Genomic DNA, 19,866 nt, shown 5'->3' on the forward strand with positions numbered 1-19,866 from the left:
GCCTAGATTGAGTAGTTATGACCTCGCCCTTCTCAATTAATTCTATTTTTTATTTATCACTCAAATATCACGGCGTTTAGATTAGTTATCACAGGCTGTGATATTTGCTTAATTTCTGTGATTTAAGTTTTAAGTTTTTGTTATTTGCTCGGGATATCTCTTTGTCTGTCGTTCCTTATGCTTTGTCTGTCTTTTATCTATGCATTGGTTTAACGATTTTTAAGGAATTGGAAATGAGTAAATTTGTTAAAGGTTTAGGTGCTGCTGCGGGTCTTGTTGTTATTGGTTTGAGCTCGCAGGTTTCAGCTGGGGAAGGTTTTTACGTTGGTGGTCAGATTGGTAGTACGATACTTGGTCATAGCATTGAGCGTAATACTGGTGGTGCTGCGAATCCACCAGTTCTTAGTGGTGGTTCCCAGCCAAGTATCACTACTTTTTCTGAAGAATCGGATGTATCTGTTGGTCTGCATTTGGGTTACAAGAAAATGGTAACTGATGATGCCTTCTTAGCGGCAGAGCTTTTCTATAATAATGAATCATCTGAAACTACGAATCTTAATGGGTTGCTCAGAGCTGACCTAGAGCTTGAGGCATCTTACGGTGTCAATTTTAAAGCCGGTGTTGAAGTCACGGATAAGCTATCTGTTTACGGTATTGCAGGTGCTACTTGGCTTGATCTGGATGTGCGCAACAGCTACGTATTTGCTTCTCCAGTGAAGTATGGTTCTGAAGATGAAGTGGCACTTAGTCTAGGTGTTGGTGCTGAATACTCGGTAAATAACAACTGGTCTGTAAAAGCTGAATATACACGCGTTAACGATGTCGACTTTGACGCACCTAAAGAGGTTGTGCTGAATCAGTTCAATCCTAATGAAGCTGAGTACGATAACTTTAATGTTTCACTAAGCTATTACTTCTAAGCATTATGTAAGTCCCCCTTCCTTATACTTACAAACACTCTTTGCCATGCGTAGTCCCTGCGCATGGTTTTTTTGTTATATGGCTTTGTGAATGTTTCACGTGAAACAAAAAAGCCGGCACAAGGCCGGCTTTGGATATATAGATGAGACGATTAGCCAATTACAGAAATATCAGCTACGCCTAAGAATAATGCACGTAACTGGCTAAGAAGAGCCAGGCGGTTGTTCTTAACGGCTTCGTCATCCGCCATAACCATTACATCTTCGAAGAAAGCATCAGTTGATTCGCGAAGGCCAGCGAGTGACTCAAGCGCTTCTTGGTATTTGCCTTCTGCAAATAGTGGAGCTAACGCAGCTTTCTGAGCTTCGATATCTGCCGCTAGAGCTTTCTCTGCTGCTTCAGTCAGTAGCGAATTATTAACGTCCGTAGTACCAGTTACACCCTGCTTACTCAGAATGTTAGATACACGCTTGTTAGCAGCCGCAAGAGCTTCAGCTTCGGCTAAAGAACGGAAGTGATTAACCGCTTTAACGCGACGATCGAAGTCTAAAGGACGACTTGGTTTTAGCGCCAATACTGATAGGAATACTTCAGCATTGATATCTGCGTCTTCGTACCATGCGCGGAAACGCTCTAGCATGAAGTCTAGAACTTTATCTTCTAGGCCTTCTCGTGCTGGTAGATCATTGTGGTTGTTAGCCGCAATAGTTAGTAGTTCACGTAGGTCCAGATCCAACTCACGCTCTACGATAATGCGCAGTACGCCTAGTGCTGCACGACGCAGTGCGAAGGGGTCTTTAGAGCCTGTAGGAGGCTGATTGATACCGAATAGACCTGTCAGGGTGTCTAGACGGTCAGCAATTGCTACAGCGATACCAGGGGCAGTCTGAGGTAGTTCATCGCCAGCGAAGCGAGGCATGTACTGCTCGTTTTGAGCAAGTGCTACGTCCTGGTCTTCGCCATCATTTAGCGCATAGTGATAACCCATCAAACCTTGTAGGTCTGTGAATTCGTAAACCATGTCTGTCAGAAGGTCTGTTTTACATAGTAGACCTGCACGTTCCGCTTTAGCCTGATCTTGATTAAGAGTTGAAGCGATCTTGCCAGACAGCGCGCTAATGCGAGCTGCTTTATCGTAAACAGTGCCAAGGTCTTTCTGGAATACGATGGTTTTTAGCTTCTCAATACGAGATTCAAGCGTAGTCTTTTTGTCGGTTTCGAAGAAGAACGCAGCGTCAGATAGACGTGGGCGAATTACTTTTTCGTTACCTTCAATTACCTGCTGAGGATCTTTAGAAACGATGTTGCAGATCGTAGTGAAGTTAGGCAGTAGGTTGCCATCAGCATCCAAGTGGTGGAAGTACTTCTGGTGTTCTTTCATAGAAGAAATTAGCGCTTGCGCAGGTACTTCTAGGAAACGCTCTTCGAAGCGGCCTGTTAGTGCAACTGGCCATTCGTTAAGTGCTGTAACTTCATCAAGAAGATCTTCGTCGATTTGAGCAACCGCATTTAGCTTCTCGCCTTCTGCTTTCACTTGCTCGTTGATCATCGTCTTACGGATGTCGTAGTCAGCGATTACCATACCTGGGTTTTCTAGACGATCAGCGTACTCAGATGGTGCGATCAGTTCGATTTCTTGATTGTAGTGGAAACGGTGACCGCGAGTCTTACGACCCGATGTCAGACCAAGAATTTCACAATCTACAACTTCGTCGCCAAATAGCATGACTAGCCAGTGAACCGGGCGAACGAATTCAACACGAGATGCACCCCAGCGCATACGCTTAGGGATCGGAAGTTTGTTTAGTGATGTTTCTACAAGTTGAGGTAACAGAGAAGACGTCGCTTTGCCCTCTTCTGTATTTTTGAAGTTGTAGTACTCACCTTTGTTGGTATCGATCTTTTCAAGTTGATCGATAGTCACGCCGCAAGAACGAGCAAAGCCTTCTACCGCTTTTTCTGGCGCTTTTACAGAAGGGCCACGTTTTTCGATTTCGCGGTCAGCCTGTTTGTCGTCTAGCGCGCTGATCAAAACAGCTAGGCGACGTGGAGATGCGTAGCTTTTTACATCGCCGAAGTTAACGCCTGCTTCTTTCAAGCCAGTTGTGATGCCAGATGTGAAAGCATCAGAAAGGGTTTTAAGTGCTTTTGGAGGTAACTCTTCGGTACCTAGCTCAACGAGAAAATCATGTTGTGCCATTATTTGCTCTCCTCGCAGTTAGCCAGAACTTCTTGGCGTAGGGCTTCAGGTGCCAGTGGGAAACCTAGTTCTTTACGGGCATTAAAGTATGCGTGTGCGACTTCACGGGCTAGTGTGCGAACACGAAGGATAAAGCGCTGACGCTCTGTTACAGAGATCGCATGACGCGCATCCAAAAGGTTGAACGTATGAGACGCTTTAAGTACCTGCTCGTATGCAGGAAGCGGTAGTGGTGTTTCTAGGCTTAGTAGCTTGTTGCACTCAGCTTCGCAGTTATCGAACGTTTTGAATAGCTCTTCAACGTTTGCGTGCTCGAAGTTGAAAGTAGATTGCTCAACTTCGTTTTGGTGGAATACGTCGCCGTAAGTTACTTTAGAGCCGTCTGGATTTACTGCCCATGTCAGGTCGTAAACGCTGTCTACGCCTTGTAGGTACATCGCAATACGCTCAAGACCGTAAGTGATTTCACCGGTAACTGGGTAACATTCAAGGCCACCTGCTTGCTGGAAGTAAGTAAACTGAGTTACTTCCATGCCGTTTAGCCACACTTCCCAACCAAGACCCCAAGCACCTAGTGTTGGAGACTCCCAGTTGTCTTCTACGAAGCGAACGTCGTGAATGCCAAGATCGATACCCATGCGCTCTAGAGAGCCTAGGTATAGCTCCTGAATGTTGTCAGGGGATGGTTTAAGAACAACCTGGAACTGGTAGTAGTGCTGCAGACGGTTAGGGTTTTCACCGTAACGGCCATCCGTTGGACGACGGCTAGGCTGCACGTATGCAGAACGCCAGGTCTCAGGTCCAATTGCGCGTAGGAAAGTCGCAGGATGGAAGGTGCCGGCACCTACCTCCATGTCCAGTGGTTGTACGATTACACAGCCCTGCTCTGCCCAGTATTCCTGTAGAGCAAGGATCAGCCCCTGAAATGTGCTTACGTCTGGGGTCGCCTTGTCAGTCACAGCGTTTCACCTTTTACATAAGTGCCGTTGAGTTTCTGCCTTCATGGCAGCTGCACAGCACCAGATTAGCCCGAAAAATTAGCCGGCAATTATACAACAAAAAATAGCCAGTCGGTGGCTGCTTGCGTAGAGATCAGGGGTTTATTTGTGTTTTTTTGATAAATGTCTGAGTTGAAGGGCTTTGGATCCCAGCCTTCGCTGGGAAGACGAGAGTTGAAGTAAGTTCATTGATATCCCCGTCTTTCCAGCGAAGGCTGGAATCCAGCTAATCTAAGATCGTGCTGTAAAGGTCTGCCCAGTTAGGATTCTGTGTTTCTATTAAGTTTATCTTCCATTGCCTTTTCCAAGCTTTCATCTGCTTTTCTCGAGTAATCGCGTTTTGCATAGTTTCGTGCAGTTCAAAATAAACGAGCTGATGAACTTGATAGCGTTTAGTAAAACCTTCGATGAAGTCGTTCTTATGTTGCCATATTCGTTGAGGAAGATTGCTGGTAACACCGATGTAAAGGGTGCCTTGAGATTTGCTGGAAAGAATGTAGATGGCGGGTTGTTTCTGCATAGCGCCCTCCTTGGCTCTAGTTAACAGAAATTCGATGCTGAAGACTTTGTGATCAATAATCCAAGCAAAGGTATTTAAGCGTTTCGATTACCTGCTCTGTATTCTCAGCTACAGCATGTGCGCAAGCGTCGATCTCTTTAAGTGGATGCGTCAATTCTGGTGCGTGTTCAACGATCAGAGACTTACCATTGGCGATGGCAAATCCTGCATCAAATGCTGCGTTCCATTGGCGGTATTTATCACCGAAACGAACGATCACGATGTCAGCGCGTTTGATCGCAGTCATGTGACGCATGGTGTTCATCTTTGCAGACTTGTGATCAGTCCAGAAGTTCTTCTCTTCTGGGCCTAGGATCTCAGTAGCGCAACCGTCACTGGAATCGTGATCTGTGTTTGGCGTAAGTACATCGATTGGTAGGCCATTTTGGTTGATGGCTTTTTTGATTTTGTTGCGCCAGTCGGTGTGAATCTCACCGGATAGATAAACTGTATATCGCATGATTAGGCTCTCGAAATTAGGTTCGTCGCAGATCTGATGTCTGCTTTATCGTTTCCAGAAAATAGGTGTGAAAAGTACTAGCAAGGTAAATACCTCTAGACGACCGAGCAGCATGGCAAAACAAAGTACCCATTTTGCTGGATCGTTCAGGTTGCCGTAGTGTGCAGATACATCGCCAAGGCCTGGACCTAGGTTGTTTAATGTCGCGCCTACCGCTGACCATGCAGTTACCTGATCAAGTCCAGTAGCTAGTAGTACGATTAGCATGGCTACAAAGACGATCATGTAGACCGAGAAGAAGCCCCACACTGCTTCTAGTACTTTATCGGAGATCGGTTTTTTACCTAGTTTTACCGGAATAATCGCGTTTGGATGAACCAGACGTTGGATCTCACGATAACCCTGCTTAAGGATCAGAAGAACGCGAATGACCTTCATGCCACCACCGGTAGAGCCTGCACAGCCGCCGGCAAAGGCCGCTACGAATAGCAGGAACGGTAGCATCACTGGCCAGTGGGCAAAGTCTGCTGTGGCAAAGCCGGTCGTGGTTGCGATCGATACCACCATAAACAGTGCTTTACGCATCGATTCGCCCGGCGCATATGTTTCGGTTACAACCAAGGCAACAATCGCGATTACGGTTATTGCTAGGAGTGTAACTAAATAGAATTTAAATTCTGGGTCCAGAATGTAGTGTGAAATGGTGCGTTGTCGCCAAGCAAAAAAGTGTAGGCCGAAATTTACTGCAGAGATGGTCATAAAGAAGATACAGATCATCTCTATGGCAACTGAATCGTAGTAGCCGATACTGGCGTCGTGGGTGGAGAAACCACCGATTGCAACGGTCGAGAAACTATGCCCAATAGCATTGAACAGATCCATTCCTGCTAACCAGTAACCCGCCGCGCAGGCGATGGTTAGTGACAGGTAGATATACCAAAGGGCTTTGGCTGTTTCAGTGATTCGAGGCGTAAGCTTGGAGTCTTTAACGGGGCCTGGTGTTTCAGCACGATACAACTGCATACCACCGATACCTAACATAGGTAGAATTGCTACGGCCAATACGATGATACCCATACCGCCAAGCCATTGCAGTTGCTGACGATAAAACAGAATCGATTTTGGCAGGTCATCGATGCCGGTAATTACAGTGGCCCCGGTGGTTGTTAGGCCTGATAGGGACTCAAATAGCGCATCAATAAAGGTGAGATGTGGATTGTCCGTGAGCATAAATGGGAAAGCCCCAAACAGCCCGAGTACTGACCAAAATAGGACGGTAATTAAGAAGCCATCACGGGTGCGTAAATCCTGTCGGACACGATACACCGGAATCCAGATGAAAAAACCGGTAAGCAGGGTGATCAAGAATCCGGCGATAAAAGCCAGCTCTGCCCCATCGTCATAGAGATAGGAGATACCTAACGGCGGCAGCATAGAGATGCTGAATATCATCAGCAGTATGCCTAATATGCGTAAGATAACTTTGTAATGCATCTGCGCTGCTTCCGCTTAGAAGAATGTAAGACCAACTTGGAACAGGCGTTCCACTTCGTTGATTCGGCGTTTATCAACCAAGAACAAGATCACGTGGTCGCCACTTTCAACGACAACATCATCGTGAGCGATCAATACCTCGTCGTTACGCACGATGGCACCTATGGTTGTACCCGGAGGAAGATTGATCTCTTCAATGGTTTTACCGACCACTTTAGATGATGACTTATCACCATGAGCTACCGCTTCAAGTGCTTCTGCCGCGCCTCGACGCAGAGAGTGTACTGCTACTACATCACCTCGACGTACATGGGTCAGTAGCGCACCGATGGTGGTTTGCTGAGGGGATATCGCAATATCGATCGCACCACCTTGTACTAGATCTACATAGGCTGGGTTGTTAATCAGGGTCATTACCGTACGTGCGCCAAGGCGCTTCGCCAGCATAGACGCCATGATGTTCGCTTCGTCATCGTTGGTCAGGGCACAGAATACGTCGGTATCTTCGATATTCTCTTCGATCAGTAGATCACGATCCGAAGCGCTACCTTGCAGTACGATGGTGTTATCAAGTGAGCGCGCCAGCTGATTACAGCGGCGAATGTTTCGTTCGATGATTTTTACTTGGAAATCGTCTTCGATCGATTCGGCTAAACGGGCACCGATATTACCGCCACCTGCGATGATAATGCGTTTATAAGGGCGGTCTAAACGACGTAGCTCGCTCATTACGGCGCGTATATCTTTGCGTGCTGCGATAAAGAACACTTCATCGTCCGCTTCGATAACCGTGTTACCTTCCGGGATAATTGGGCTACCGCTGCGGAAGATAGCCGCTACGCGGGTATCCACCGATGGCATGTGGGCGCGAAGGTAAGAGATCTCACGACCAACTAGTGGGCCACCGTAATAGGCTTTTACCGCTACAAGCTGAGCTTTAGCGTCGGCGAAATCCAGTACCTGCAAAGCGCCTGGGTGTTGGATTAAGCGTTTTATGTGTTTCGTTACCAGTAGCTCCGGGCTGATACGGACATCGATAGGGATGCCTTTTTCGCCAAAGATCTTCTGGTTTTTGTTTAGATAGTCATGCTCACGCACACGGGCGATTTTAGTCGGCGTGTTGAATAGGGTTTGGCCTACCTGACAGGCGATCATGTTGACTTCATCAGAGTTCGTTACGGCTATCAGCATATCGGCATCTTGGGCGCCGGCACTATCGAGTACAGATGGATAGGATGCTTTACCTTCGATCGTACGGATGTCGAGACGATCTTGTAGTTCTCTGAGACGGCCAGTGTCTGTATCAACGATAGTGATGTCGTTGTCTTCACTGGCTAAGTTTTCAGCCAAAGTGCCGCCTACTTGTCCGGCACCTAGAATAATGATCTTCATGATCAGCCTTTAACTGCTGCAGAAATGACAGAAATACACATAGCTACTTGAGCTTACTCCGTTTTTTCCAGCAGTGCATAATAGAAACCATCATGGCCGTTAGACTGTGGAAACAACTGTCGACCATACTCTTGTTCAATACCCCACTCTGCCTTAATTGGCAGATGTTTGGCATTCGCAGTTTGGGTTACAAACTGCTTAATCAATCGCCCATTTTCTTGTGGAAAGATGGAACAAGTTGCATAAAGCAACTTACCGCCGGGTTTCAGCATGGACCAGCAATTATCCAAAATAGCGCGCTGAAGTTTGGCTGTTTCGTGAATATCTTCGCCTTGGCGCAGGTATTTTATATCCGGATTGCGGCGAATAACACCCGTAGCAGAACAAGGGGCATCTAAGAGAATACGATCGTAATCTGTTCCGTCCCACCAAGTTTGTGTGGCTGCGTCCGCTACTTTTAAGTTGGCTTTTAAGCGCAGGCGTTCTAGGTTCTCTTCTACGCGGCTGATTCGCTTTTGCTCGAGCTCTACAGCGTCGACCTGAGCAAGCTTAGGCTCGTGTTCTAGGATATGGCATAGTTTACCGCCGGGTGCTGCGCAGGCATCCAGCACGCGTTGTTCTGGTTGTAGATCGAGGAGGTCCGCAGATAACTGTGCGGCTTCATCCTGTACGCTAAATGCGCCGACGCTATAACCCGGAAGGGTTTCAATATTGACGGATTCCGCTAGTTTTATCCCCTGATCACTGAATTGAGTTGCTTCTGCAGCAATAATTGGGGTCAGTTGCTGTAGATATTCCTCACGGTTTGTTGAGCGTTGATTCACGCGTAGCGTCAGCGGTGCTTGCTCGTTGTTGACGGTGAGTATCTCTTGCCAGTGCTCTGGCCAGTTATTCCTTAGTTTGGCGATCATCCATTCAGGGTGGTTGAATTGGTATGAATCGTCATCCTTTAGGTAGTCTTCGAGTTCTTCTTGTTCGCGTTGAAAACGGCGTAAAAGAGCATTCACAACTTTCCCTGCCCAAGCTTTATCAAGCTCTTTGCAAGCCTCGACGCTTTCGCTAATCGAGGCATGAGCTGGAATGCGAGTATGTTTTAGTTGATACAGACCGACCAAAACGATGGCTTTAATATCGATATCTCGAAACTTAAATGGTCGGTTTTGCAGTAGCTTAATGATGGCGTTTAACTGTGGATGATAACGCATAGTGCCGTAGCAAAGCTCACGTAGAAGGCCGCGATCCTTCTCTGGGCAACGACGTTCAATTGCCGCATATTGCGTATTCAGAGAGCCCTTATTTTTAAGTAAAGGGGTTAGGATCTGTGCTGCAAGTGCCCGAACATTGGTGGTCATGGTAATTGTCCTAAAACGTCTAACCTAAAACTACGCCAGCACTAAACTGCTCTCGTTTAGAATTTAGAACAGCGGCAGTGTCCATTGGCTTTTTACCCGGAAGCTGAAGCTGTTTGATTTTAATAGCGCCTTCTCCGCATGCGACAACAATGCTCTTTTTGTCAGAAGGTAGAATCTCACCAGGCTTGCCGTTTTGTTCAACTAATTCGCAACCTAGTAGCTTCACTACTTCTTCGCCAAGTTTGAACGTCACTGCAACACGAGGGCTTAGGGTGCGAATCTTAAGATCGATATCTGTAGCAGAAGCACTCCAGTCGATAACCCCTTCGGTCTTTTGTAGTTTCTTCGCGTAGGTCGCTAAGTTGTCATCTTGTGGTTCAGCTGAAACCGTTCCATGCTGGAACTGTTTTAGCGTATCAACAAGCGCTTCTGAGCCAATAGTGGCTAAGCGGTCGAATACACTTGCTGCTGTGTCGTTGTTCTCGATCGGCGTAGTGACTTTGTAGAGCATATCGCCAGTGTCTAAACCTTCATCCATCTGCATGATAGTGACGCCTGTTTCTGCATCCCTGGCGAGCATTGAGCGTTCAACAGGAGCTGCGCCGCGCCAACGTGGAAGTAGCGAACCGTGAACATTGATACAGCCTAGGCGTGGTGTTTCTAAAATCGCTTTTGGCAGTAGCATGCCGTAAGCAACCACAACCATGATGTCGGCTTTCAGGTTTGTAAGTGCTAACTGTTCTTCTTCGGTTTTTAGCGTGGTTGGCTGAAATATAGGGATGTTATGCTCAACTGCAAGATCTTTCACTGGGCGCGGAGCCATCTGATTTTTACGCTTCCCTTTCTTATCAGGCTGGGTATAAACCGCGATCACTTCATGCTCTGAGTTTAGCAGGGCTTGTAAGCTGGATGCGGCAAAATCAGGTGTGCCGGCAAAAACTATTTTTAGTGGCGACGCTGGCATGGTCTAGGCTCCAAAATAAAAACAGGCCTGCTAGTCAAACCAGCAAGCCTGCGAGTTGCTTTTCAGTGATGATCAGGCGTGCTTTTCCTGCAATTTATGCAGTTTTTCTAGCTTAGATTTGATGCGGTTACGTTTGAGCATAGAGATGTAATCCACAAACAGCTTGCCATTCAGGTGGTCAAGTTCGTGCTGAATACATACCGCAAGTAGGCCTTCAGCTTCCATCTCATAAGGTTCGCCGTTGTAGTCGAGCGCTTTTAGCTTAACTTTTTGAGGGCGCTTAACGTTTTCGTAGAAGCCAGGAACAGATAGGCAACCTTCCTGATATTTGTGTAATTCTTCATCGATTACTTCAAATTCAGGGTTGATCATAACCAATGGCTCGTTTTGATCATCAGAGATATCCATAGTTACGATGCGTTTATGGATATTCACCTGTGTCGCTGCCAAACCAATACCTGGAGCCGCGTACATTGTTTCGAACATGTCATCGATTTGAGCACGTACTTCGTCATCAACAGTCTCAACGGGCTCAGCAATAGTGCGCAAGCGCGGATCTGGGTATTCAAGGATGGTTAGTTTTGCCATGATTTACGTCTGTATCAACAAGTTATCGGGTGCTATTGGTGTGAATACTTCTGTAAGTCATGCTAAGTTAGAGCCTAATTTACAGGTATCTTAAATTTTAACTCGATTATTCAGGTATTAACCGAAAGATAATATCGAGATCAATAGCGAAAAATATTAAGCTGCCTATTATACTGATTAGAACGCTCAATGTATTGTCGTTACTTTATCTTCTTATTTATAGGAATTAAGGAGATAGGTAATAAGGGAACTGGACATGAAAAAATTGTTATGCGGTTTGTTCGCTCTGGTATTGGTTTCACTGACTACAGTTCATGCTGAAACCCGTAAGGACTCTCTGCTGCTTCGTAATGACCATCCACAAGAATATGTGGTGGTGAAAGGGGATACGTTGTGGCACATCTCAGGTCGTTTTTTACAAAGCCCTTGGAAATGGCCAGAGGTCTGGGGGGTAAACCCGCAGGTTGATAACCCTCATCTAATCTATCCTGGAGATGTAATTTATCTTACGTGGGTGAATGGAAAGCCGCGTTTAGGGGTTAGACGTGATAGTGGAATCTATCCTCGTGCACGTGTGTCTCCGTTGGTTAAACCAATTCCTGCAATTCCACTACGCGATATAAATAGTTTCTTAAACGATAACCGTGTGCTTTCAGAAGATATTCTGAAAGAAGCCCCTTATGTATTAGGCGGCCAAAAAGAGCGGATTATTGCTGGTGCCGGTGATCGTATTTACGCACGTGGTCAGTTAGTGGCTGAGCAGCGTCGACAAGGTATCTACCGCCCGGCTAATGAATACGTAGACCCAGATACAGAAGAGTTTCTTGGTTACGAAACGTTGAAGATTGCAGATGCTGATGTTTCTGCACGTAATGAAGACGTGCTAACACTGGATATCATTAAATCCCACAAAGAAGTGCGTATCTTGGACCGTGTAGTTCCAACTGAAGAAGTGCGTATTCAGTCTGTCTTCCACCCAGCCCCTGCCCCATCAGGTTTGGATGGCAAGATCCTATCGGTGCTGCAAGGTGTGCGTGATGCTGGGCAATTTAATGTTGTCGCAATCAACCGTGGTATGCGAGAAGGGGTTGAATCAGGACATGTATTTGCTATCTATCGTCGAGGTGAGTTGATTAAGGACCCTGTGACTAAAGAGATGGTGACATTGCCACAGGAACGCTCGGGTGAGTTGATGGTCTTCAAAGTGTTTGAGAAAGTCAGTTATGGCTTAATCATGCGCAGCACAGATGTTGTTTCTATCGGAGATGAGATCCGAGAACCATAAAGGATAAAAGATGACGGCTGATCTAAGGGACTGGATCGCCGTTGCCGCCCTACCAGACTTAGGGGCCGCTTCAGTTAAAAAGCTTTGGGATCAGGGATGGACCCCTGAAAAACTCCTCCGCTCCTCTGAAGCTGATTGGCATCGGCTTAACCTCAAGAAAAAAACAATTACCGCTTTAAGTGATTTCCAGCAAGGGCGTACCTCTCTGGTACAACAGAAGTTGGAATCGGCATTGGCATGGCAAGCTTCAGCTAAGGATTGTTATGTCATAGCTATCACTGATGCAGACTACCCTGCATTGCTACGTGAAATTTATGATCCCCCTCCCATTCTATTTGCTCGTGGTAATCTAGCGGCTCTGAATCTTCCTCAGGTCGGGATTGTAGGCAGCCGTAGCGCTTCTCACGGTGGTTTAAAACATGCTTATCAATTTGCTAACTATTTGGCTCAAAACGGCTTGATAGTGAACTCAGGCTTAGCCTTGGGTATTGATGCTGCAGCTCATCAGGCGAGTGTTAATGCCCAATGTCCAACGGTTGCGGTATTTGGTACCGGCTTGGATCGGCCCTATCCCGCTCGAAATCGTATTTTGGCTCAGCAAATAATAGAGCAACAAGGGGTATGGTTGAGCGAACTGTTTCCTGGGGCGCCGCCGCTGGCGCCACATTTTCCGCGTCGTAATCGCATTATTAGTGGCATGAGCGCAGGAATTTTGGTGGTTGAGGCGGCCCCGAAAAGTGGGTCGTTAATCACCGCTAGGATGGCGATGGAGCAAGGTCGTGAAGTTTTTGCTATTCCTGGGGCGATTAATAATCCCTTGAGTAAAGGCTGTCATCAGCTAATCCGTGAAGGTGCTTGCTTGGTCGAGTCAGCGGAAGATATTACCTCGCAGCTTGCCCCTTTACTGGGTTATCTAGCCGAACAGCATGTTGAGCATATTGAAGACAAGGTTGAAGAGGGCATCTCCAATCTTTCTCCCGACACGCAGCAATTGTTAAAACACCTCGGGTACGAATATAACTCAATCGACCAACTGAGCTATCTCACTGGAATGGATATCGCGGAAATAGGCCCTATGTTGGTGGAGTTGGAACTTTTAGGCATCATTAGCCAAGACGGGCAGGGTTATATCCGATGCTAAAAGACAATTCGGTAGAGTTGCAAAGACCGCGTCGAACATTTAGTGTTCAGCCCTCAAAATTAAATGCCTCAAGATGAAAGGGAGTTACCCCGCTTAGTTATCTGTATGGGACTCTTTCTATCTACCTCTCGTCACTATTTATTGATACCTCTAGTAAAAAATAGTGATGCACTGTTGATTTGTTATATGGCATTGAGGAGTAAATGGTGAGTAGTAATTTAAAACCTGATTGGTGGCATATTCAGCAATCTGTTCGAGCGATTCGCCAAGGCGGTGTGATCGCTTATCCTACTGAAGCGGTTTGGGGTTTAGGATGTGACCCGTTTGATGAACAGGCCGTCTTAGAACTTCTAGAAATTAAGCGTCGACCTATGCATAAAGGTCTGGTTTTAATCGCTGGAAATCTCTCTCAGATCGATTTTTTGCTCGAAGATCTGACTGATGATGAGTATGTCAAAGTAACTGCTAACTGGCCGGGTCCATATACGTGGATTTTGCCAGATAAAAAGAACAGAATTCCTTCTTGGATTAAAGGTAATCATAGCGCTGTAGCTGTTAGAGTGAGTAATCACTCACAAGTTAAAGAATTGACTGAGGCCTACGGATCTTTTCTTGTTTCGACTTCGGCAAATCCTGCAGCGCATGAGCCTGCAAGAGATATATTGAGAGTGAAGACTTACTTCGGTGAAAAGCTTGCTTATGTTTTGCCAGGTGAGTTAGGCGGTTTAGATCAGCCTACTCAAATTCGAGATCTAAAATCTGATCAATTAATTCGCGCTTAAATAAATATGTGAGTGAGTACTATGTCCGCACCTAATATTGAAGCTGTAAAAGAGTACCTTTTGGGGTTGCAAGATGCTATTTGTGATGCCCTAGAGCAGGCTGATGGCGAAGGAAAATTTTATCAGGATGAGTGGCAGCGAGAAGAAGGCGGTGGTGGTCGTACTCGCGTTCTAGATAAGGGAGCAATTATCGAAAAAGGTGGTGTGAACTTCTCTCATGTCTTTGGCGATAAGTTGCCAGGTTCTGCAACAGCGCACCGACCTGAATTAGCGGGTCGTAGTTTCCAGGCGATGGGTGTGTCTTTGGTTATTCATCCACATAACCCTTATATCCCAACTTCTCATGCCAACGTTCGTTTCTTCATCGCAGAAAAAGAAGGTGAAGAACCCGTATGGTGGTTTGGTGGTGGTTTTGACCTGACGCCTTATTACGGTAACGACGAAGATTGTAAGTTCTGGCACCAGACAGCTAAAGAAGCTTGTGATCCATTTGGTGATGATATCTACCCGCGTTTCAAAGAGTGGTGTGATGAATACTTCTACTTGAAGCATCGTGATGAGCCTCGTGGTGTAGGTGGTCTGTTCTTCGATGACCTTAATGAGCTTGGTTTCGATAAGAGCTTCGGGCTGATGCAGTCGATTGGTAATGCTTACACTAAAGCTTATGTGCCAATTATCGAGAAAAACAAAGACCGTGAATACGGTGAGCGTCAGCGTGACTTCCAATTGCACCGCCGTGGCCGTTATGTCGAGTTCAATCTAGTGTTTGACCGTGGCACCCTGTTTGGCCTGCAATCTGGTGGACGTACTGAGTCTATCTTGATGTCTCTGCCACCAGAAGTACGTTGGGGTTACGACTGGAAACCTGATGAAGGCACGGAAGAAGCGGTGCTGTACGAGCGTTATTTGAAGCCCCGTAACTGGCTGGAAGTGTAAGGGCGAATTATGACTGATCGTTACGCGGTATTCGGCAATCCGATTAAGCACTCTAAATCGCCTCAAATCCACGCTGCATTTGCATCGAGTACAGATCAGGATCTGACTTATGAAGCGATCTGCGTACCTGAAGATAACTTTGAAGGTTACGTATCTGACTTTTTATCGGGTGATGGCCGTGGTTTGAATATCACTATTCCGTTTAAACAGGAAGCTTGGGCATTAGCTGAAGTTAGAAGTCCGCGTGCTGAACTGGCGGGTGCGGTAAATACCTTGTACCGCGATGACCAAGGCCGCTTGTGCGGTGATAATACCGATGGTGTTGGCATGGTGCGTGATATCCTACGCAACAATGGCGGTACGATCGAAGGCAAAAAGGTGCTTATCCTCGGTGCTGGTGGTGCTGTTCGTGGCGTTTTACAGCCAGTATTAGAGCAAAAGCCTGAGCTGTTAGTTATCGCAAACCGTACCGCTTCTAAAGCCGAAGAGCTTGCTGGGTTGGTTGCGGATCTTGGTAACGTATCGGGCGGTGGTTATGATGAGCTTGCAGGTCACAGCTTTGATCTGGTCATCAATGGTACTGCTGCTAGCTTACAGGGTGAGATCCCCCCTCTTCCGGAAAATGTACTGGCACAAGGTGCTTGGTGCTACGACATGATGTATGCCGCAGAACCAACCGCTTTTTGTGTTTGGGCGACTGAACAAGGGGCAGAAAAGTCCATTGATGGCCTAGGTATGTTAGTAGAGCAGGCTGCGGAATCTTTCAGAATCTGGCGTGGCTTAGACCCTGACTCTAAAACCGTTATCTCTGATATCCGTGCAGCAATAACTGTTTGATTTTAATACAACAGTCGCTTTATGAATTTTATCAAAGCAGACTTGCATGGGGCTCTCTCGCGGCGTATAACTGAAATAAGAACACTGCATAGTGTTAACTTTTCAGTCTGCTGCGGGAGTACCTTATGGTAACGGAAACCCGACTATCTACTGAGCAGCTTTATTTTCGCTGCGATCCTGAACTACTACCTTTCAAAAACACGTCTACGCTTGAACCGTTCACCGGATTCTTTGGCCAAACCCGTGCCATTGAGGCGATGGATTTTGGTATCGGCATGCGCCGTCCAGGCTATAACTTGTTTGTGATGGGTAATCCTCATACCGGACGTTTTTCCTTTGCGATGGAGAACCTCAAAACCGCGGCGAAAAAAGAGAAAAAGCCGGGTGATTGGGTTTATCTGAATAACCTAAAAGATAATCGTAATCCTTTAGCTATCCCCTTCCCTGCTGGCAAGGCTCAGCAGTTTAAGCGTGATATTAAAAACATTATCGAAGCGGTGTTGTCAGAGATGCCAGCGGCCTTTGAAAGCCCTTCTTATCAACGTAAGAAGAGTAAGATCGAGCGTGAACTCAACCGCTATTATGATCAGGCGATAGAAGGTGTTGAGCGCGAAGCGCGTGAGCATAGCATTGCGGTATACCGCGATGCAGGTAGTATCGGTTTTACTCCGGTTGCCGAAGGGCAAGCGATGGACGAAGCGGTTTTCTCGCAGTTACCTGAAGAGATTCGTGATGGTTTTACCAAGGCGATATCTGATCTGGAAGATAAGCTAAACGAAGCGTTAACAGGCCTACCGCAGTGGCGACGCGAGGCAGCAGAAAAGCTGAAGAACCTCGATCGTGATACCACACGACAGTCAATCGCCCCACTTTTCCAACCGCTGAAAGATAAGTACGCCAATATTGCTGCGGCGACAGACTATCTGTCAGAGATGGAAACGTCGTTAGTTAAAAACTGCGCTGAAATTGTCGGTGATGAAAAGCTGATCGAGCCGCTTACTGATGCCAGCCGTCGTGCTTATCTAGAAAGCAATTACGGCGTTAATCTGCTTGTGGATAACGATAAGGTTAAGGGTGCTCCTGTTGTTTACGAAGCGCACCCTAGCTATGAGAATTTGTTTGGACGTGTAGAGTACACATCTGAAATGGGTGCTCTTTCTACGACCTACAAACTTATTCGCCCTGGTGCTTTGCACAGAGCGAATGGTGGTTATCTGGTACTAGAAGCTGAGAAGCTACTGGAACAGCCTTTTGTTTATGGTGCACTTAAACGTGCGCTGAAATCCCACGAAATCAGAATTGAAAGCCCCGCCAGTGAATACGCGGGTATTAGCACAATCACCCTAACGCCGCAGGCGGTACCGCTTTCAGTGAAAATTGTGCTGATCGGTGCACGTAATATCTACTACCTCCTACAAGAGCTTGATCATGACTTTGAGAAGATGTTCAGAGTCGTGGTGGATTTTGATGAGGATGTAAAGCGAACACCGCAGTCTATCCGGCATTATGCACGCTTGATGAAAACGTTAGCCGATGAAGAAGGTTTAGCTCCGCTGACCCGTCGAGCAGTGGCGCGTTTGGTCGAGCATAGTTCGCGTCAGGCCGAAGATCAGGAGTTATTATCAGCTCATATTGGCGAGTTGGTTGATCTGCTTTGTGAAGCTGATTTCAAGCGGGTCAAAGAGGAAGATGAACTGATCAATGCCGATCATGTCGAGATGGCGCTGAATGCGAAAGAACGCCGGACTTCTCGGATGTCTGAAAAGATCGAAGAAGGCATTCTTAACCAAACGGTTTTGATCGATACCCGAGGTGAAGCCGTTGGTAAAACCAACGGTCTAACGGTACTGCAAGTGGGTGATGTCGCTTTCGGTACACCTGCACGGATCACGGCAACGGTTCATCCGGGTAATCGCGGTATCGTGGATATTGAGCGTGAGGTTGCCTTAGGCCAGCCGATCCACTCAAAAGGCGTTTTGATCCTATCGGGCTTCTTAGGTCATCAATATGCCCAAGACTTCCCTTTGGCGATCTCTGCCAGCATCGCTTTGGAGCAATCGTACGGTTATGTTGATGGTGACAGTGCTTCGTTAGCCGAGGTTTGCACCCTATTGTCAGCATTAACGCATATTCCAATCAGTCAGAGTTTTGCGACTACTGGATCGATCAACCAATACGGTGAGGTACAGGCCATTGGTGGTGTAAACGAGAAGATAGAGGGGTTCTTTAATCTCTGCAAAACCCGAGGCCTAACTGGTCAGCAAGGGGTCATTATTCCTAAAGCCAATGTGCGCAATCTGATGCTCAAAGAAGAGGTTGTCGAGGCCGTTAAAGAGGGGTTATTCTCTGTCCATGCAGTTGGTCATGTGGATGATTGCTTAGAGATTTTAATGGGCAAGAAGCCGGGTAAGCGTAAGGCTGATGGTACGTTTACGCAGCGTAGTATTAATGCTCAAGTAGTTAAGCGTTTACGGGAAATTTCTTCGGCAAAGCTAGATGCTAAGTCGGAAAAATAAAGTGCGGAAAAACTCCTTCTAAAGGATTTAATTCCATAGGAGCGTTCCCTGCCAAAGTGATAACAGATATCATTAACAGTAATGTTTACAGAATATCTGTCTGTACAGAGTATTGTGACGACCAGCGCTGATGATTGAAGGGGGATTCAGCGTTGGTCAGTCACATTTTAACAACTTGCTAAGCCCTGCTTAGAAAGTCGTTGTTACCGCAACATTCAGGATATCGCTATCCGTGTCGCTGTAAGCTTCTTCGCGAACATATTCCGCAGTAACTTCAGCATTTTCGCCTAGAGAGCGCGTTACACCTAGCGCTACACGCTTTTCAGGTAGTTCGTAGTCGATACCCGCTACATTATCGATATCTTCAGCTTCGTCAGATTCGCTGTAACCTAGGAAAAGTTTTCCGTCCGCGCCTAGGATCTGTGTACCGTAGCCAGCACCTAAATGAAGGAAGCTTGGCTCGCCTGCTAAATTAGATTTACCTAGCTGGATATACTCTGCAAATAGAGCCAAGTCATTCGCTTCAACCAATGCATTTACGCGCCACGCATCGATTTTTTCAGTTAGACCGCCTAGCTCAGAAAACGGACCTGCTGTGTTCGCAACGTCAGTTACATAACCTGCACCTAGAGAAACGCCATTACTGAATGTAGTGCCTAAGTTAAGACCGAAGGTATCTAAACCTTCGTTACCTTCTGCAGAGTTGTTAAGTACGTAGGTATCTAGCTGAATCATCTCATTTTGGTAGCTGAGCATCGCTAGACCTTCTTTTGCATCGAAAATGTCGAATGCAATTGGGTCTGTAAATGCTGCAGAATCACCAACGAGTAGAGGGTGAGCGGCTTTACCCAGGGTGAAGCTTAGAGGGTTGTCTTCAGAACCGATTACAACGTAAGCTTCAGCAAGGTCTAGTTTCTCATCTGCTGATAGGTATTCGATTAACGTAGACACTTTAACGTTTTTGTTAATATCAGCAGCGATTTCAAGTTCGAAGGTATCAACTAAAACATCACCAACGCTGTTTTCGCCATCCGTTTCAACTTGCTGTGCTAGTAAGGTTACTTCGCCGCCTACGCTAACGTTCTCAGCAAAGCCGCTGTTTTCTGGAGTAGCAGCTTGAGCTTCAGTTTTTTGCTCTAGCTTTTGCGTTGTTTCTTGCTGGGCAGCTAGTTGTGCTTCAAGTTGTGCAATGCGCGCTTTCATTGCTGCTAACTCTTTAGCAACATCGGTAGCAAACGCAGGTGTTGCTGATGTCATAGCTGCAGCAACCAGTGTCGCAATAGTTGTCTTTTTCATGTTGTTCCCTTCTATTAAGTTGTTAACAGTCTTGTTTGCTACACACGTTCACTCATGTCAGCAAATGAGGCGTCGTAGTTTTTAAATGTTCTTAGTTGGTTCAGAAATTGGCAGCTTACTTTCTGAGCCAAATAGATATCCACAG

Annotated in this window: 17 protein-coding genes; 7 read left to right on the forward strand and 10 right to left on the reverse strand. The window is 46.5% G+C overall.

What is annotated here, in order from left to right; translation table 11 throughout:
- The first annotated feature begins 233 nt into the window (after positions 1-233).
- Positions 234-920, forward strand: a complete 687-nt coding sequence (locus ACMXYW_RS00100; RefSeq protein ID WP_415904785.1) for an outer membrane protein — start codon at positions 234-236, stop codon at positions 918-920.
- A 152-nt stretch (positions 921-1,072) separates the two neighbouring features.
- Here ACMXYW_RS00100 and glyS read toward each other — a convergent pair whose 3' ends face one another.
- The 9 genes from glyS to def all read right to left on the reverse strand — a co-directional run bounded on the left by glyS (position 1,073) and on the right by def (position 10,928).
- Complete coding sequence (glyS, locus tag ACMXYW_RS00105; RefSeq protein ID WP_415904786.1) at positions 1,073-3,121, reverse strand: glycine--tRNA ligase subunit beta; 2,049 nt, start codon at positions 3,119-3,121, stop codon at positions 1,073-1,075.
- On the reverse strand, positions 3,121-4,080 hold the full coding sequence (gene glyQ / locus ACMXYW_RS00110) for a glycine--tRNA ligase subunit alpha (RefSeq protein ID WP_007021609.1): 960 nt from the start codon (positions 4,078-4,080) through the stop codon (positions 3,121-3,123). Before glyQ ends, glyS begins: the two co-directional genes overlap by 1 nt.
- A 265-nt stretch (positions 4,081-4,345) precedes the next feature.
- Positions 4,346-4,639 carry a GIY-YIG nuclease family protein gene (locus tag ACMXYW_RS00115; protein WP_415886386.1) on the reverse strand — a complete coding sequence of 98 codons (294 nt, stop codon included), beginning with the start codon at positions 4,637-4,639 and terminating at the stop codon, positions 4,346-4,348.
- A 52-nt stretch (positions 4,640-4,691) separates the two neighbouring features.
- Positions 4,692-5,138, reverse strand: coding sequence for a YtoQ family protein (locus ACMXYW_RS00120; RefSeq protein ID WP_415882978.1), 447 nt, complete (start codon positions 5,136-5,138; stop codon positions 4,692-4,694).
- Positions 5,139-5,183: 45 nt separating this feature from the next.
- Complete coding sequence (locus tag ACMXYW_RS00125; RefSeq protein ID WP_415904787.1) at positions 5,184-6,632, reverse strand: TrkH family potassium uptake protein; 1,449 nt, start codon at positions 6,630-6,632, stop codon at positions 5,184-5,186.
- A gap of 15 nt (positions 6,633-6,647) precedes the next feature.
- Entirely contained in the window at positions 6,648-8,024 is a 1,377-nt protein-coding gene (trkA, locus tag ACMXYW_RS00130; RefSeq protein ID WP_415886389.1) for a Trk system potassium transporter TrkA, read from the reverse strand.
- Between the two features lie 53 nt (positions 8,025-8,077).
- Complete coding sequence (rsmB, locus tag ACMXYW_RS00135; RefSeq protein WP_415904788.1) at positions 8,078-9,376, reverse strand: 16S rRNA (cytosine(967)-C(5))-methyltransferase RsmB; 1,299 nt, start codon at positions 9,374-9,376, stop codon at positions 8,078-8,080.
- 19 nt (positions 9,377-9,395) lie between these two features.
- Complete coding sequence (fmt, locus tag ACMXYW_RS00140; RefSeq protein ID WP_415904789.1) at positions 9,396-10,340, reverse strand: methionyl-tRNA formyltransferase; 945 nt, start codon at positions 10,338-10,340, stop codon at positions 9,396-9,398.
- 72 nt (positions 10,341-10,412) lie between these two features.
- Positions 10,413-10,928: a peptide deformylase gene (def, locus tag ACMXYW_RS00145; RefSeq protein ID WP_415892947.1), complete on the reverse strand. Its 516-nt coding sequence runs from the start codon at positions 10,926-10,928 to the stop codon at positions 10,413-10,415.
- Positions 10,929-11,184: 256 nt separating this feature from the next.
- Between def and ACMXYW_RS00150 the strand changes: the two genes are divergently transcribed.
- The 6 genes from ACMXYW_RS00150 to ACMXYW_RS00175 all read left to right on the forward strand — a co-directional run bounded on the left by ACMXYW_RS00150 (position 11,185) and on the right by ACMXYW_RS00175 (position 18,425).
- Positions 11,185-12,213 (forward strand): LysM peptidoglycan-binding domain-containing protein, encoded by a 1,029-nt coding sequence (locus tag ACMXYW_RS00150; protein ID WP_415899630.1) that lies wholly within the window; start codon positions 11,185-11,187, stop codon positions 12,211-12,213.
- Positions 12,214-12,223: 10 nt separating this feature from the next.
- Positions 12,224-13,354, forward strand: a complete 1,131-nt coding sequence (gene dprA, locus ACMXYW_RS00155) for a DNA-processing protein DprA (protein WP_415904790.1) — start codon at positions 12,224-12,226, stop codon at positions 13,352-13,354.
- A 206-nt stretch (positions 13,355-13,560) separates the two neighbouring features.
- Complete coding sequence (locus ACMXYW_RS00160; protein WP_415904791.1) at positions 13,561-14,136, forward strand: L-threonylcarbamoyladenylate synthase; 576 nt, start codon at positions 13,561-13,563, stop codon at positions 14,134-14,136.
- 21 nt (positions 14,137-14,157) lie between these two features.
- Positions 14,158-15,072, forward strand: a complete 915-nt coding sequence (gene hemF / locus ACMXYW_RS00165; RefSeq protein ID WP_415904792.1) for an oxygen-dependent coproporphyrinogen oxidase — start codon at positions 14,158-14,160, stop codon at positions 15,070-15,072.
- A gap of 9 nt (positions 15,073-15,081) precedes the next feature.
- Entirely contained in the window at positions 15,082-15,909 is an 828-nt protein-coding gene (aroE, locus tag ACMXYW_RS00170) for a shikimate dehydrogenase (RefSeq protein WP_415904793.1), read from the forward strand.
- Positions 15,910-16,034: 125 nt separating this feature from the next.
- Positions 16,035-18,425: a Lon protease family protein gene (locus ACMXYW_RS00175; protein WP_415904794.1), complete on the forward strand. Its 2,391-nt coding sequence runs from the start codon at positions 16,035-16,037 to the stop codon at positions 18,423-18,425.
- A gap of 189 nt (positions 18,426-18,614) precedes the next feature.
- Here ACMXYW_RS00175 and ACMXYW_RS00180 read toward each other — a convergent pair whose 3' ends face one another.
- Positions 18,615-19,721 carry an LbtU family siderophore porin gene (locus ACMXYW_RS00180; RefSeq protein ID WP_415904795.1) on the reverse strand — a complete coding sequence of 369 codons (1,107 nt, stop codon included), beginning with the start codon at positions 19,719-19,721 and terminating at the stop codon, positions 18,615-18,617.
- Positions 19,722-19,866: the final 145 nt, after the last annotated feature.

The organism is Neptuniibacter sp. QD48_55 (assembly GCF_047778115.1).
Classification (GTDB): domain Bacteria; phylum Pseudomonadota; class Gammaproteobacteria; order Pseudomonadales; family Balneatricaceae; genus Neptuniibacter.